This is a genomic window from Pseudomonas putida (assembly GCF_005080685.1).
Classification (GTDB): domain Bacteria; phylum Pseudomonadota; class Gammaproteobacteria; order Pseudomonadales; family Pseudomonadaceae; genus Aquipseudomonas; species Aquipseudomonas putida_V.
Window position 1 is genome coordinate 731,130 of sequence record NZ_CP039371.1, and the last position, 14,289, is coordinate 745,418.

Consider the following 14,289-nt stretch of genomic DNA (forward strand, 5'->3'; position numbering starts at 1 on the left):
CATGACAGAGGACAACACGGTAGCGGTCGACTTCCACGTTAAGCGCTACAGCGATTTCGATCTGCTGCGGATCGCTCGGGCTGTGGGCCAGGGGTATGAAGGCGAGATCACCGCGTTTCTGGTGAATGTCCACATTCATCGACTGAGCGCCGTTGGCGTGGTTTTTGGGCATGTGCGGCAAGGGCCTCATGGCCGATTCGCCGATGGGCACTTGATCAAAACCTCCGACATCGTGGCTATCAAGAAAGAAGGTAGGTTTTGGGTGATCACGACCATGAACTCCAAGTACGTCGTGGCTACCTTTCGCCGTGATGGTGGACGCCGGAGCCTGAGGGATTTTTGTCGCCTAGTTGGAGACCGCTTCCCCAATACACAGCTGCACTGATTTAGATCGAACCTGAGCACATTGACTTGTGCTCAAGGCCTCCCCCTGCCTGTCATTCGGGAATTGAGCAAGGAGCTGTAAGTGTTTATAAAGTTTGAATACCTAAGATTTGCTGGCTGCCTAGAGGATATTCGAGTTTTCGAGCATCTCACGGGTTTCGTGCAGGTCATCATGAAAGTTGATGGGATATTAATTCCCAATGTCAAAGTTCCGATTCAGATCTATGAAGATCTGGAAAAAGGGTCTCATGTTGAGTTCTATGCTCTCGTGCAGAACTCAAAAAATAAGGTCAAAAATACCGCAATTGTTCTTGCAGCCAAGACTGCCAGCGGAAGGCTCCTGCGCGTGCCGAGCATGCGTTATAAAGTACAGTTGCACTTCTGGGTGATTGCTGCGATTTGGGCTGCTGTGGCATTTGTTTTGAGTTGGATTGCCCTGGTCTTCGGATCGGATTTTTTGATGGGCAGCCGCTCGATGTCGCTGCAATGGGCTTTTATCAACTCGGGCGCCTCAGTCATAGGGCTGCTGACAGGGGGATTCTTTGTGGGTTGCGGTATTTACCTATTTCACAAAACCTCAGTTCTTGATACGTGGAAGTCGATTGCACCCGCCCTATTAGTAGAGCGTTTCAGCAAGCTGCACCGCTGACCTCAGGGCGTGCCGCATTCGCGGACGGCTGTCGTGAACCAGGCCCCACATTCGTGTGGCCTTGCCCTGCGGGCTTCCATCCTCACGCCTTCAGCCATCCGTGGCCTGCGCGCTCCGCTTGCCGTTTGGTGTCAAACCCCTTGTTTATAGGGCTTGTAACGTAGTTTTTGGAATGTAACATTGGCGTTGTTACATTCCAGGAAATGCGTTACAGCAATTGTCTTAGAGGTCGAGTCGCTTCACCTCGTCAAAGATTTTTTGGGCAAACTTGACCTGAGATGGTTAAGACATTCTTCGGCAATTTCTGTAATCTGGCCCGATCATAGCTCCCCAAGGAACACGTCCCCATGTCTCGTCTTGCCGAATTCCGCCGCCTTGAACTCCAGCTTGCTCAGCAGCTCGCAGAATTGGAAGCGATGAAAAATGACGGTGCCATTCAGGCTGAAATGGAGTTTGAAAACAAACTTCGTGGCCTGCTTGGTGAGCTCACGTAATTTTCACAAAGGGCGGGTTAGGCTTCCCCACATCTCTACGATTCATCCGGCCCGCTCCCCATCGCGGGCTTTTTTTTGCCCTCCGATTATGGGTGAGTGGCAGATTCAGCACTCACTCACCCGCGATAAGGCTCTCCGGACTGGTTTAGCTGTTTCCGGTAGCCGTGACCAGCACAACCTGGAGCGGTTCAGCATTGCGCAGGCTGGCTAGCTGGTAGGGAAGGTGAGAAAGCGATACTCCAAGCAGTTCAGAAGAGGCCCGCTTTCGCGGGCCTTATAGTTGGCAGGGAGCGGGACTTAGAGCATTCGAGGTCGCGCCGGCCTCATTATCTATGCCTTCATGCAGAGTCGCCCCGCTGAGCTTATGGCGCAGGTCGGGTATATCGCTCTATCACTTGTTCCAGTACGTTTGGATAAGCACCTCGGCGGCTCTGGTCGATCATCGCTGCATCAATCGTTTTCCAGTCAATTTCTTCGAATCTTTCGTTTATATTAGCGACCCATTTCCAGTAGGACTCGATACCTGCCATGTATCTTCGAAGCCATGGCGTCTCTGCCATTACCATTACTGTGTACTGCTGGATCTCGTAACGCGTAGGTTCGTCTACTGGCGGATCAATGATCCCCCACAAGGGAAGTCCTAAAGTTGCCCCTGACCAACCGACAGTTCCAATGGTAACTTTAAAGCCGTTCGCATCAAGCACCAAGTGCTTATCTGATCCTACTCCTTTCGAGACCAGCTTCGTGCCCGGAGGTACTTGAAGAATTTCGTGCTCCAGTAGCTCTACATAATGGTTGTCAGATAGCGCTTTTTGAATGTCGGCTGCTTGAAGTGTTTCGGAAGGGGTTGTGGTGCCAAGTATATATTTACCTCCGGGATGCACTCCATAGACAGCCGGAAGGCGGACAGTTTGACCGTCCCATGCACCTTGTACATCGCGAGCTAAATGTTTGATGGTGGCGGCCTGTAGGAAGTCGAAAATTTGATCGGTTTCGACCAGCATCGCCGGCCCAAACGCTGAACTTCTCGAAGGCAAACCAGCGAAGAGCTGTCCCATTCTGGCCCAGTACGGATGGTAGCCGTGACCTGCCATGAACCCTCCGAGCGTGGTATCCCGAAAAAACGTGAGGGTGTAGAAGCTGATTTTTTTCTCCGGCTTCAAAATGGGGCTAATAGCAATACAGGCCAGTGCCAAAGCACCCATGAGTGTTGCGATTTGGGTGGTACTGCTCGGAGTGTCAGGGTTCAGCCACAATAGGGCTGCAATGCCTAGAGCGACTACGACAAAAAGAAGAATGGTGATCCTTACCACCCAGATGTCCATGTCGCAGCTCCTTTAGTATGAGAATTCGAGCATCATGAGCTGGCGAGGCGACGTTGACCAGATGCAATCAAAACGCTTAACTGTATATGCGTACAGCAAATACGTTCCTTGACATGATCCCCGTCATCGCCACTCTCGACCCCAGCTCTATCGATCTCCCTCTCTATTCGTTCCAGGTGCCTGCCGGCTTCCCCTCTCTGGCTACTGATCACATGGAAAAGCGTCTCCTCCTCGATGAGCTAGTGGTGACCACGCCATTACAGCTGCCCCCAGTACGTTGATCCTTATGCTATCTCCCAGACGCTTTTTCGCGGTCATTGGCGAAGTTGCCTGGGTTGTTCTCAGCAGTGCCGCCTTGATGACCGCGATTACCTTGATTGTTAGCCAAGACCTTTCACCTCATGTGGCACACAGGAAAGTCTGTCAAACCGGAGGGTTGAAAGCAGGTAGTTCGCTCACTTGAATTTCGCTTTTGCCCGACGGATTGCGCTAAGAAAGCTTATTCACGAACTGTGGCGAGCTAACTCTCACCATCCCAGTAGAACTGCTCCAGGCCCTGCCCATTCGGCTCTCGCGCTGAACTGAAGCCCTTTTTGCCGCCTCGAATTTGGACACGGTCTCAGAGGGGGTTCGGGGAATGGACGACACGGCCTTGGCATTCATGATCTTTGCGGCAGATCACCCGGACGCTCTTGCCCAAGTTCAAGTCTTGAGTGAAGCGGAAGCGCTGGAAGCCGGAGAGCCGCTGTCGGCGCTGCGTGACACCATGATAGTCCAGGCCCTCACGGCGGAAGCCAACAAGCGAGGCGTTTCCCTCGATGGGCTGATTCAAGCGCTTATCGGGAGAGGCGACGTTCAAAAGGAAGGCCCGAGCGTCCCTGGCCTGGAAAAGTACAACCGGATGCGTGATTTCAACGCCTCACCTGAACCATCGGGTGCGGAGAAATCCGCAAAGCGTTCGGAGCGTTCATCCGCTCGCGCCTTGCAGTTTTGTGTGCAAAAACACGACGCCACCAGACTCCACTACGATTTCCGGCTTGAGCTAAACGGCACGCTCAAGAGCTGGGCCATACCGAAAGGCCCATGCTTCGATCCAAAGGTGAAGCGGCTGTCGGTGCATGTCGAAGACCATCCGCTCGACTACGCCACCTTTGAAGGAACGATTCCCAAAGGGCACTACGGTGCCGGCGAGGTGATCGTCTGGGATCGCGGTATCTGGATCCCTCAAGGTGATCCGGACGAGGCCTACCGCAAAGGCCGACTCAAGTTCGAACTGCAGGGTGAGAAGCTGTCAGGCCTGTGGAATCTGGTTCGAACCAATATCGAAGGCAAGCAGGAGCAGTGGTTTCTCATCAAACATCAGGACGAGTCGGCCAGACCGCTCGCCGATTACGATGTCGTGTCGGAGCAGCCGAACAGCGTGCTCAGCGACCGAACCGTCATTCCCAAGAAACGAGGCAAGCCTAAATCCTCCTCTCCGAGTGAGTCACCAGATAAAGCCGAGCCGCTCCGAACGGCTCATGCAGTACCGGCAGACCTCCCAGAGAAGCTAGCACCGCAGTTGGCCACGCTCGTCGAGTCGAGTCCGCAGGGCAGTGAGTGGCGCTTCGAAATCAAGTTCGATGGCTATCGCATGCTCTGCCGAGTCGAGGGTGACGAAGTGCGCCTGTTCACACGAAATGGACATGACTGGACTGACAAGCTACCGAAGCAGGCCGCAGCCATCAAGCAGCTCGGTTTGGAAAGCGCCTGGCTCGATGGTGAGATTGTCGTCCCGAACGCTGATGGCGTACCCGATTTCCAGCTGCTGCAGAACGCGTTCGACGCGGGCAAGAGCCAGGGCATCATCTACTACCTGTTCGACCTTCCGTACCTCAACGGCGCCGACCTGCGCCTGGTGCCTGTGGAGCAGCGGCGAGCCGCGCTCAAACAGGTGATGGAAAGCAATGAGCATCCCTTGCTTCGATTCTCGGACGACTTTACCGAGGACGTCGATGCGCTCATGAACAGCGCCTGCCAGATGAGGATGGAGGGGCTGATTGGGAAGCGCTCGGGTAGCCCCTACGTATCGAGGCGCAGCGACTCTTGGATCAAGCTCAAGTGCAAGCATCGCCAGGAGTTCGTGATTGTTGGCTTTACCGATCCCAAAGGTGCGCGCAGTGGCTTTGGAGCACTGGTGCTGGCCCTGACTGATAAGGACAGCGGAGAGCTTCGGTACGCCGGCAAGGTTGGTACTGGGTTCACCGAATCGACCCTCGCCACCATCTTGCAGACGCTGCAACCCCTGGAGCAGAAAAAGGTGCCGGTGGCGAATCCGCCAAAGGGGGTGGACGCCAAGGGCATCCATTGGTTGAAGCCTGAGCTCCTGGCTGAGGTCATGTTCGCTGAGATCACCTCGGATGGTGTGGTGCGACATGCCGTCTTCCATGGCATCCGCACTGACAAGCCCGCTAAGGACATCACGGAAGAGAAGCCGGCGCCCGCGCCGAAAAAAGCGACATCCGCCAAAGCGGAGGCGACCAAACCAACAAGCAGTAAGGTTAGGATCACGCACCCCGAGCGCGTCATCGATCCCAGCAGCGGCCTCACAAAGCGTGATCTGGCCGAATACTATGCCCAGGTCTCACCTTGGCTCTTGCCGCACCTGAAAGACCGTCCCATTGCGCTCGTGCGAGCGCCTGAAGGCATCACAGGTGATCTGTTCTTTCAGAAGAATGCTGATCGCCTAGCGATACCCAACATCACGACCGTGCCGAAGGCTGAGGCAGGCAAAGCCGGCATGGTGATCAACAGCGTCGAAGCTCTGGTCGGGGCGGTGCAGATGAGCACCATTGAGCTGCACTCCTGGAACGGCACAACCGCTCGCATTGATCAGCCTGATCGCTTCGTCCTCGATCTCGACCCAGATCCTGCTTTGCCTTGGAAGGCGATGGTCGAGGCCACACAACTCACCCTGGTGGTGCTGGATGAACTAGGCCTGCAGTCCTTCCTGAAGACCAGCGGAGGGAAGGGTATCCACATCATGGTGCCGCTTACTCCGAAGGCTTCATGGGAAGAGGTGAAGTCCTTCAGCCAGGCGGTGGTGAAATACATCGCCAAGCTCATTCCAGATCGATTTTCGGCTGTGCTCGGCCCGAAAAATCGCATCGGCAAAATCTTCATCGACTATTTGCGAAACGCTAAAGGCGCTACGACGGTCAATGTCTATGCGGCCAGGGCTCGTGAAGGACTACCTGTATCTGTCCCGATTTACCGAGAGGAGGTCGCCGAGCTCAAGTCCGCAGCGAGGTGGAACATCACCAACCTCCAGGAGCGTCTGGATGAGCTCGGCGGTGATGATCCTTGGGCGGAACTGGCCAGTACGAAGCAGCTCATCACGTCAGAGATGAGACAGCGGATCGGCATGAAACAGAAGGAGTAGAACGATGGACAACTACCACGTAAGCCCCACTGCAGACGGCTGGGAACTCAAGAAGGCTGGAGCTGAACGGGCTTCGAAACGCAGTACCACCAAGCAGGAGCTGGTGAGCTCATTGTCTGAGTTCTTCGAAGGTAAAACCGCCTCGGTGAAAATCCACAAGGCCGACGGCACCATCGAAGAGGAGCGTACCTACCCCCGCTCAGATGATCCGCGTCGTAGCAAAGGTTGAAGGACGTAACTGCCCGTGACCTCGGCATAGAGGTCTCGGATGACCTTGGCCTGTTCAGATGGTTGCTGGCCAGTTTTCTCATGGGCAAGCCCATCCGCTCAACCGTGGCTGTGAAGGCATACCGAATCCTCGTCCATGAGCAGGGGCTGAATACGCCGCAGAAGCTTTTCCAAACCTCTCATTCGGCACTTGTCAGGTTACTCGGTCAGGCCGGGTATACACGATACGACGAATCCACCGCCCGACGGTTGCATGCCCTTGCCAACAAGGTTGAGGTGGAACTGGCTGCCCAACTTGAGGCACTGCCGGGAGCCACAGGCATTGAGGGTTTTAAACGCTGGCTAATGGAGTTTGAAGGTATAGGCCCTAAGACGGTGGAGATATTCCTGCGCGAAGGTCGGGCCCATTTGACGACGTTGGTCGGCCGCTGAGCAGAGGGTGGCCTATAGCCCCCATCGACGTGCGGACATATGAGTGAAACACTCGGTGATTGGACTATGGACTGGAGTAGCTGATGAGGCTCGACATCAAGGGTTTGTCGCTGTCAGGGAAGACAGTGATCGTCATAGAAGACGATCCGACGCTTCGAACCTTGCTGGTGGAAATTCTTAGCGAATTGGGCGCCGCCTGCGCTGCATTCGATAACGCCGAAGATGCCTTGATCAGCATGTTGAGCCTTAAAGATGAATGCTCGCTGATCGTTGTGGATCACGGCGTACCTGGAAGCATTCAGGGAATGGAATTCATCTCCATGGCCCATGAGAGGTGGCCTGGGCTGCCAGCGATTCTGACCTCGGGCTATCAGCTGGACGCGTCGCTGGTGACCCCGCCTGTGATCTACCTGTTCAAGCCATGGTCGATTGATCAGCTAGCAGACGCAATATGTAAGGCACTCAGCGTTGCTTCCGTAGATACAGGCGAGTGAGTGATTAGGCATCTGCGCCCCCAATGGTTTGCTTAAGCCTCGATGGCGGGCAGGGTTACCAGCTTGTTAATCAGCGAGGCCAGATCGGTAATCCCCCACGGTTTGGGCAGGAATGCCGCCCTCACCGGAAGTAAATGGGTATCGATGATTGCGTGTCCTGACGTCAAAATCACGGGTAGGGTAGGCCACCTGCGCCAAATAACGTGCGCCAGACCTAATCCGTCCATGCTGCCAGGCATGTGGATATCGCTCATTACCAATGCAGGGGTTTCTTCATGCGAAAGGTGGTGAAGCGCCTCGTCAGCATTTGCCGTGGACGTAATGGTTACCGCGTAAAGTGACGAGAGACTCTCTGCGGTGAGGTCTCTGAGTAGTTCGTCGTCTTCTACGATCAAAATGGTTTTGGTCATGCGTCGTTAGCTCGCCTCTGGTATGCGTTAGGGCGTCTCGGCCATACGACGTTGCTCCGAAGCGATGAGTGGTGGGCCAAGCGTCGCATGGCATTAGCGGCTATCGTAGGAGGGCGTCAAGCGAACCGCCTTCACGCTCTGCCCGGTTTTCGGGGCGTATACCGTCAATCTGAAGGGAAGACTATGCAGCAGCTGCCAGCTGACGAAACCATACGAGCGGCCTTGAAGAAGACCCACATTCGCCTGCACCGCCAACATGAACTGGTGGTGGAGTTCGGCGTGATGTCCTTGAAAGTGACTGACCTGGATGTGTTGTTGACCCATGCCTGTGAAGTCGTCGCTGAAGGGATGAGCACTCGCTTCGCCAAGGTGCTGCAGCCGGCTGAGGAGGGGGAAGGCTTCATCTTGTCACACGGTGTGGGCTGGGACGCTTCTGACATCGGTCAGGCTACCGTGGGTGCCGATGAAGCAAGCCCGGCAGGCTATGCATTGGCAACCTACAGGCCAGTGCTGTCGAACCATCTGGGCATGGAGCACCGGTTCCGAACACCGGAGCTGCTGAAGAAATACGGAATCGAAAGGGCTATCAACGTCCCGATCCGGGGCGTACTTAGCCCCTTTGGCGTTCTCGAAGCCGATAGCAGTGACGGGGACGATTTTGTAGAGAGCGATCTCGTATTTTTGGAGGGTATCTCGAACGTCATTTCCATGGCCCTTGAGCGAATATCTGCGGGAGCAGATATCCCTCTTCCCGATCCGTATTCGGAAACACTTCTGAACGCTAGTCCCGACTGGGTCGAGATCCTGACTTCAAGTGGCGAGATCGAGTTCATGAACGAAACCGGGCTACTCTTCCTGGCTACCCAGCTGGCGGATGTAAAAGGCCAGAGGTGGCAAGACTTGTGGCCCGAGGAGTCTCGCTCACTTGTTTGCGAGGCTATGGGAAAGGTCAGCAGCGGGGAAACCGCTCGATTCGAGGCCTATCACCCCATCTCTGCAGATGATCCAAAATGGTGGGACGTGACGGTGGCGCCGATCCTCGGAGTGGACGGCAAGGTCGAGCGAATGATTGCCGTATCGCGAGATATCACCGAGCGTCATCAATATGAAGCTCAATTGCTGTCGCTCATCGAGGCCCAGAATAGCAAGCAAAACCGAAGCGACCTCTATCTCGAAGAGATCCACCATCGCGTCAAGAACAGCCTTCACCTGGTAAACACACTACTCTTGCTGCAGGCCAATCTCACGCCTGATGCAGCGGTCAAATTGCAACTTGAAACCGCCGCAGGCCGAGTGGTGACCATTGCCACGGTTCACGAGCGGCTGTACCAAGCTGCCGAAGAACAAGAACTTCGTGCTCGTGACTACCTCACTGCTCTGCTGGGGGATCTGGGCAGGGCTTTGGCTGACCGGAAAATTGCGCTGGAGGCTGACGACTTCGTATTGCCTCCAGAAAGAATGGCGCCCTTGGGACTGGTGATTTCTGAACTGATCACGAATGCCCTCAAGTATGGCAAGGGCGACATTGAGGTGGCCGTCAAGCATGCCGGCGACCATGCGCTACTCACCGTCAGGGATGAGGGCGACGGCTTCCCTGATAATTATCCTAAGCCGACAGGTACAGGGCTTGGCATGCGATTGGTCAAAAGCTATTCCGGTTACGGTAGCGCGGCAGTGGAGGTTGATCGGCAGGATAGTAAAAGTTGTATCCATGTACGCTTCAAACTCTAGGCGCGCCTGCACACACCGATGGCACTTAGCCAAATGCGTATGGTCGTAATCAGGCTGATTCGAGACCTGGCATCATCATTGGAGGAGTAGGGTATGCGTAACTGGGGATGGCTGATGACTGCGGTAGGTTACGCTGGGCTTTCAGGAATGTTAGCCATAATCGGCGTTGCGGTTTCAGGGTTTCACAACCTCACTAGCGAGATGCTAGGGGTGAGCCTGTTGCTAGCGGCAGCGTCATTAGCGCTGGTGTTCGTTGGTGGTCGTCTTCGAGCGAGAGGCAAACCCTTGTTGCCCATTTCGCTGTCTTCTTGAGACCGCTTTCATTTTCTCAAAAAGTGGCCAGAGTGCCATGCACCCCGGCCAGGCTCATTTCAAGTTACCGGTTTTCACTACCGCGACCGCCGCCGTGGCTGTTTTGCCCGCCTTTACGGCCCGCCTCGGAGGCACGCTCACGGTCGTTGGCAAAGTTGCCGCCTGAGCTCTGCCCGCCTTTGCGACCTGCCTCCGACGCTTTCTCGCGATCATTGGCAAAATTGCCAGGATTGTTCTGAGCAGTACCACCTTGATGGCCACGATTGGTTTGGTTGTTAGCCATGATCTTTCACCTCATGTCGTCACACAGGAAAGTCTGTGTTCAACTCGGACGTCCTGGGGCGGGGTGTTTACTCAGTGGGTTTTGGCCAAGGCCGACGGGTTGCGCGAAAGAACCGGTGCAGGCGTGTGTGGCGTCCTTAAGCTTTGTTCGCGAACGTTTGGGAAAGATCAAGCTTGGCAGACGCCGACCTTCCACCCCCGTCGGCGTGGTTAAGCTGAGCGCAGAGCAGTTCCTGGAGCTGGGTTATTGGCCACGGCTTAGGAAGGAACTCCGCACCTGGCGGCAACACTCTCCCTGCAAATTCGTAGTATCCGCTCATGACAATGATGCGCGTCTGAGGTTTTTGCTGGCTTGCCATCCAGGCAAGATCAACCCCATTGAGTAAACCAGGCGTTTGTACATCCGTTATCAGCAGCGTCCAATCTTGCTTCCTCAACGCCTCATTACCGTCATCGGCAGTCGCCACCGCTGTCACCATGGCCCCCCATTCTTCCAGGTACAGGGTCAAAAGCTCTCGAATCATGGGTTCGTCCTCAACGATGAGAACAGTTGGGCGAATTATCTTCGCAGCGGAAAGCAGCTCTTTCATACGTGTACTCGGACATGCGGCTGCAGGAAGGGAGGGACATCCAGGTCTGCTTGCTTTCTTCCAGCAAGACGTAGCAGCGCGCCATCACTACGACATCGCCAGCGTTCAAAAAATTCACTTCAACTTGAGTCAGTGCCATCCATTCCCATCCGTGAGCGGATCTATAACGGGGGCGACCATCTGGACGCATCCATGCCGCTGACACCGCCCTACTGAACCTCTGCAATCTGCGTGACTCAACCCTCCATCAGCATATGAGGCCTCCTGATGCGAACACTCGAGAAAAACCTGTCTGCCGCCCAATTGCTGAAACTCAATTGTTTGGCGGTTTGATATCGGGTGCTTGAAGACAGGGCATTGCGCATGGACTCGCCTGACGATTATCACGAGGAATTGCTTCGCCAAGCCGATGAGATGGATCGTCGAGGGATTATCTGCTGGCAGGAATGGCGCGATCTTCGTCTGGAGGCTGACGCTGCTTACCTGAGAGCGGTAGCAGGGGAGGACTATCGCCCGGTTAAACCCAGGAGCTCGTCAGCAGAGTAGGGATCGAACGTGATCTCGCAATGAAACCACGCTCAATCCTCTGTAAGCAGACCTTCTCTATCTATCCCTGCGTCGTGAACGTGTGAGGGTAATACCCAAAAGGATTCCCAGCGCCGCTGCGCCGATCAGCAGGGGCGTTTTATCTTTTGACTTCCTCCAACCTCCGTCGATACCTCTCCTGCCACTTGGAGGCTCGAAGAGGTTGCCTGATGATGCTGCGGCTACGGGGCTGCGATTTATCCCCCAGCGCGTCAGCTTCCCTGACAACAGAGGCAGCCCTGGTATCAGGTAGCTGGCCAAATGCGCGATGCGCGCTGCAGCGCCAACGGTGGTGTGAGCCCGAGGCGAGATTGCGCATGCCACCATAGCCTTTGCCACCATCTCGGGATCGTATACGGGGCTTGGCGGTGTCAGCGTATGTCCGGTGTAGTTGCCACCGTCTCGGAAGCCAGGTGTGTCCATGACTGCTGGATAGATATCGCAGACATGGATGTTGGGATATCCAGTCAGCTCGCCTCGCAATGCCTCGGTCAGTCCACGCAAGCCGAATTTGCTCGCCGAATAAGCGGCGGCGTAGGGCTGGGCCACCCAGCTGCCCAGCGACAGCGTGTTGATCAGAATACCGCTGCCCTGTGCCTTGAAGAAGGGAAGGGCGACGTAGGCACCTCGCAGGTAACCGATCAGGTCAGTCTGGATGACCTGCTCGTGCGCCTCCAATGGCGTTTCTTCGAAATTGCCGACCGCGCCGACCCCGGCATTGTTGATCCAGATATCGATCCGTCCATGGCCAAATTCTGCAGCCTGCTCGGCGAGCGCTTGAACATGATCGTTGCGGGTGACGTCCGTCATAATCGCTATGGCGTCGGTACCGCAATCGGTGCATTCATCCAGGACGTCGAATAACGCCTCTTCGTCGCGTGCTGCGAGTACCAGGCGAGCACCTTTGCACGCAAAGGCGTGCGCAGCGGCGCGACCTATACCGCTTGAAGCGCCAGTGATCACCACGACTTTGCCGCGAAGCGGGCCCTTGATCGGGTAACTATCGCCAAGTGCTCCATCATTTGTGCCCGACGTACTGGCGTCAAAGTTAGCAAGGGTTTCGCTGGCCTCGACTCGGCAAAGTCCCAGAGCGGTGCCATCTACCAGGGTTAAAGTCAGCCCTTCGATGATTCCCGCCTCCCGGTTAGGAAACACGGGCTCACCTTCGGCATCCAGGCTGTCGTAGATGAATTGTGTGCCTTCAAGCCATCCCACGGCGGTGAGAAGCTCAGGGCCGAGATAATACTTCCCGTCTTGAAAGAAGCCGGGGAACTGATGAGCGCGCTCCACGTTTTCCACGCGATAGCGTTCGCCTGGTTTCATGCCTGTCGCTTGATCGATCATGTTGAAACCCCTGTAAGTGGAGCTCGGAAATGTCAGCCTTTGCTGTGCTCGTCGGAAGTGGGCCCAGTACCTCGCTTGATACCGCGTGGGCCAGCAACGCCCCAGATACCCAGGCCAACCAGCGGTAGGGCGACGATCAGCAGGGCCCAGGCCGCTTTGACTGCATCTGACTTGTCGCTCCGGAATACGCTGACGATGGCCCACAGATCGATGAGCAAGAGGATTGCCGCGACGGCAATCCAGGAGTAGCTGGCGATACCGTTCATGTGCTTGCCTCCTTTACACGAAGTCAGGGCCCAAGGTGCCCGCTGCCGCGCCTGGCACGAGGATGACCTTGCGGCAGTTGTCCTGCTTCTGATCGAACATCTTGTAGCCCATGGCCGCTTCTTCGAGGGCCAGGCGGTGGGTGACGATCAGCTCTGGTTGCAGGCGACCTGCTTCGATGTGTTCAAGAAGTTCAGGCAAGTATTTCTGCACATGGGTCTGGCCCATCTTGAAGGTGAGCCCCTTGTCGAAGGCATCGCCGAACATGAAGGCGTGGATGAAGCCGGCGTATACCCCCGGCACACTGACAACTCCGCCGCGACGCACTGCAGCAATGCTCTGGCGCAGCGCCTTGCCACTGCTGCCTTCGATCTTCAGCGCCGTCATCACCGTTTCGGCAGTGCTGCCTTTCGCCTCGAAACCGACCGCATCGATCACCGCATCGACGCCGCGCATGCCTGGCGTCTGGCGGATGATGCTGTCGGCGGGATCGTCGTCTTGCTCGAAGTTGATCGGTATGACCCCGTAGGCCTCTCGTGCGTAGGCCAGGCGATAATCGTTGTCGTCGACCATGAAGATGGTCTGAGCGCCGAGCATTCGCGCACAGGCGGCGCTCAGCAAGCCCACCGGCCCGGCGCCGTAGATCGCCACCGATGACCCTTGGCCTATTTCGGCATTGATGACCGCCTGCCAAGCGGTCGGCAGGATGTCCGAGAGGAACAGCACCTTGTCGTCGGCCAGCGCGGTGGGCACTTTGAACGGGCCGACGTTGCCCTTGGGCACCCTCACGTAATCCGCCTGGCCGCCAGGGATACCGCCATAGAGATGGCTATATCCAAACAGCGCGGCGCCTGGGGGAATTCCCTTCTTGTTGATGATCGCACCACGACCTGTGTTGGTGGTTTCACAGGCAGCGAACAGGTCGTGCTGGCAGAAGAAACAGCTGCCGCACGCGATCACGAAGGGAATCACTACGCGGTCGCCGATCTGCAGATTGGTGACGGCACTGCCAGTATCTTCGACGATGCCCATGAACTCATGGCCGAAGATATCACCCGCTTCGGTTTCTGGAATTTTGCCTCGATAAAGGTGCAGGTCAGAGCCGCAAATGGCTGTGGCGGTGACCCTGAGGATAATGTCGTCTTCCTGCTCAATGATGGGATCGGGGACGTTATCGACCCTGACGTCGTGTGCTCCGTGGTAGGTCAGTGCTCTCATAAGGTCAGCTCCTGCAGGCGTTTTCCGTGATAGGTATGCAGGGGAAGCCATGACAGATGGCAAAGTTCAGCCGAACAAGTCCGGTGGTACTTAAAACTCATTCGCGACGCCCACATTTCAAGCTGA

General features: G+C 55.9%; 14 protein-coding genes and 2 pseudogenes. 9 read left to right on the forward strand and 7 right to left on the reverse strand.

The features are described 5' to 3' along the window. Position 1: 1 nt before the first annotated feature. The 3 genes and pseudogenes from E6B08_RS03560 to E6B08_RS03570 all read left to right on the forward strand — a co-directional run. Positions 2 to 385 (forward strand): hypothetical protein, encoded by a 384-nt coding sequence (locus tag E6B08_RS03560; RefSeq protein WP_136912781.1) that lies wholly within the window; start codon positions 2 to 4, stop codon positions 383 to 385. A gap of 81 nt (positions 386 to 466) precedes the next feature. Next, on the forward strand, positions 467 to 1,033 hold the full coding sequence (locus E6B08_RS03565) for a hypothetical protein (protein ID WP_136912782.1): 567 nt from the start codon (positions 467 to 469) through the stop codon (positions 1,031 to 1,033). Between the two features lie 347 nt (positions 1,034 to 1,380). Continuing rightward, positions 1,381 to 1,518: pseudogene (locus tag E6B08_RS03570) on the forward strand (transcriptional regulator); the annotation flags it as partial. 371 nt (positions 1,519 to 1,889) lie between these two features. Here the strand turns inward: E6B08_RS03570 and E6B08_RS03575 are convergent. Further along, on the reverse strand, positions 1,890 to 2,852 hold the full coding sequence (locus tag E6B08_RS03575; RefSeq protein ID WP_136912783.1) for a hypothetical protein: 963 nt from the start codon (positions 2,850 to 2,852) through the stop codon (positions 1,890 to 1,892). A gap of 637 nt (positions 2,853 to 3,489) precedes the next feature. Here E6B08_RS03575 and ligD point away from each other — a divergent pair. The 4 genes from ligD to E6B08_RS03605 all read left to right on the forward strand — a co-directional run bounded on the left by ligD (position 3,490) and on the right by E6B08_RS03605 (position 7,427). After that, on the forward strand, positions 3,490 to 6,273 hold the full coding sequence (gene ligD, locus E6B08_RS03590; protein ID WP_136912784.1) for a DNA ligase D: 2,784 nt from the start codon (positions 3,490 to 3,492) through the stop codon (positions 6,271 to 6,273). A gap of 4 nt (positions 6,274 to 6,277) precedes the next feature. After that, positions 6,278 to 6,502 carry a DUF2188 domain-containing protein gene (locus E6B08_RS03595; protein ID WP_136912785.1) on the forward strand — a complete coding sequence of 75 codons (225 nt, stop codon included), beginning with the start codon at positions 6,278 to 6,280 and terminating at the stop codon, positions 6,500 to 6,502. Continuing rightward, positions 6,499 to 6,933, forward strand: coding sequence for a DNA methylase (locus tag E6B08_RS03600; protein WP_136912786.1), 435 nt, complete (start codon positions 6,499 to 6,501; stop codon positions 6,931 to 6,933). Before E6B08_RS03595 ends, E6B08_RS03600 begins: the two co-directional genes overlap by 4 nt. An 83-nt stretch (positions 6,934 to 7,016) precedes the next feature. Next, a complete protein-coding gene (locus tag E6B08_RS03605) occupies positions 7,017 to 7,427 on the forward strand; it encodes a response regulator (RefSeq protein ID WP_136912787.1) in 411 nt (136 codons plus the stop codon). A gap of 32 nt (positions 7,428 to 7,459) precedes the next feature. Here the strand turns inward: E6B08_RS03605 and E6B08_RS03610 are convergent, their stop codons facing one another. Continuing rightward, positions 7,460 to 7,837, reverse strand: coding sequence for a response regulator (locus E6B08_RS03610; RefSeq protein WP_024652013.1), 378 nt, complete (start codon positions 7,835 to 7,837; stop codon positions 7,460 to 7,462). A gap of 183 nt (positions 7,838 to 8,020) precedes the next feature. Between E6B08_RS03610 and E6B08_RS03615 the strand changes: the two genes are divergently transcribed. After that, positions 8,021 to 9,568: a sensor histidine kinase gene (locus tag E6B08_RS03615; RefSeq protein ID WP_059394586.1), complete on the forward strand. Its 1,548-nt coding sequence runs from the start codon at positions 8,021 to 8,023 to the stop codon at positions 9,566 to 9,568. A 376-nt stretch (positions 9,569 to 9,944) separates the two neighbouring features. Here the strand turns inward: E6B08_RS03615 and E6B08_RS03620 are convergent, their stop codons facing one another. Next, positions 9,945 to 10,163 carry a general stress protein gene (locus E6B08_RS03620; RefSeq protein WP_004573951.1) on the reverse strand — a complete coding sequence of 73 codons (219 nt, stop codon included), beginning with the start codon at positions 10,161 to 10,163 and terminating at the stop codon, positions 9,945 to 9,947. A gap of 136 nt (positions 10,164 to 10,299) precedes the next feature. After that, positions 10,300 to 10,752, reverse strand: a complete 453-nt coding sequence (locus E6B08_RS03625) for a response regulator (protein WP_009681427.1) — start codon at positions 10,750 to 10,752, stop codon at positions 10,300 to 10,302. Between the two features lie 267 nt (positions 10,753 to 11,019). Here E6B08_RS03625 and E6B08_RS31030 point away from each other — a divergent pair. Then, a pseudogene (locus E6B08_RS31030) lies at positions 11,020 to 11,298 on the forward strand (hypothetical protein). Between the two features lie 57 nt (positions 11,299 to 11,355). On the opposite strand, the gene E6B08_RS03635 reads toward E6B08_RS31030, so the two are convergent. From E6B08_RS03635 to E6B08_RS03645, 3 genes are read right to left on the reverse strand one after another with little or no spacing between them, the layout of a single operon-like run. Then, positions 11,356 to 12,681: an SDR family oxidoreductase gene (locus E6B08_RS03635; protein WP_009681425.1), complete on the reverse strand. Its 1,326-nt coding sequence runs from the start codon at positions 12,679 to 12,681 to the stop codon at positions 11,356 to 11,358. 32 nt (positions 12,682 to 12,713) lie between these two features. Beyond that, a complete protein-coding gene (locus E6B08_RS03640; RefSeq protein ID WP_009681424.1) occupies positions 12,714 to 12,947 on the reverse strand; it encodes a PLD nuclease N-terminal domain-containing protein in 234 nt (77 codons plus the stop codon). A gap of 13 nt (positions 12,948 to 12,960) precedes the next feature. Next, a complete protein-coding gene (locus tag E6B08_RS03645) occupies positions 12,961 to 14,163 on the reverse strand; it encodes a zinc-dependent alcohol dehydrogenase (RefSeq protein ID WP_009681423.1) in 1,203 nt (400 codons plus the stop codon). Positions 14,164 to 14,289 lie beyond the last annotated feature (126 nt).

Bases quoted from the DNA above. Each gene is read 5' to 3' on its own strand.
- E6B08_RS03575 (WP_136912783.1), bottom strand. From the start codon at position 2,852: ATGGACATCTGGGTGGTAAGGATCACCATTCTTCTTTTTGTCGTAGTC.
- E6B08_RS03625 (WP_009681427.1), bottom strand. From the start codon at position 10,752: ATGAAAGAGCTGCTTTCCGCTGCGAAGATAATTCGCCCAACTGTTCTC.
- E6B08_RS03610 (WP_024652013.1), bottom strand. From the start codon at position 7,837: ATGACCAAAACCATTTTGATCGTAGAAGACGACGAACTACTCAGAGAC.
- E6B08_RS03635 (WP_009681425.1), bottom strand. From the start codon at position 12,681: ATGATCGATCAAGCGACAGGCATGAAACCAGGCGAACGCTATCGCGTG.
- E6B08_RS03595 (WP_136912785.1), top strand. From the start codon at position 6,278: ATGGACAACTACCACGTAAGCCCCACTGCAGACGGCTGGGAACTCAAG.
- E6B08_RS03620 (WP_004573951.1), bottom strand. From the start codon at position 10,163: ATGGCTAACAACCAAACCAATCGTGGCCATCAAGGTGGTACTGCTCAG.
- E6B08_RS03640 (WP_009681424.1), bottom strand. From the start codon at position 12,947: ATGAACGGTATCGCCAGCTACTCCTGGATTGCCGTCGCGGCAATCCTC.
- E6B08_RS03645 (WP_009681423.1), bottom strand. From the start codon at position 14,163: ATGAGAGCACTGACCTACCACGGAGCACACGACGTCAGGGTCGATAAC.
- ligD (WP_136912784.1), top strand. From the start codon at position 3,490: ATGGACGACACGGCCTTGGCATTCATGATCTTTGCGGCAGATCACCCG.
- E6B08_RS03605 (WP_136912787.1), top strand. From the start codon at position 7,017: ATGAGGCTCGACATCAAGGGTTTGTCGCTGTCAGGGAAGACAGTGATC.
- E6B08_RS03560 (WP_136912781.1), top strand. From the start codon at position 2: ATGACAGAGGACAACACGGTAGCGGTCGACTTCCACGTTAAGCGCTAC.
- E6B08_RS03615 (WP_059394586.1), top strand. From the start codon at position 8,021: ATGCAGCAGCTGCCAGCTGACGAAACCATACGAGCGGCCTTGAAGAAG.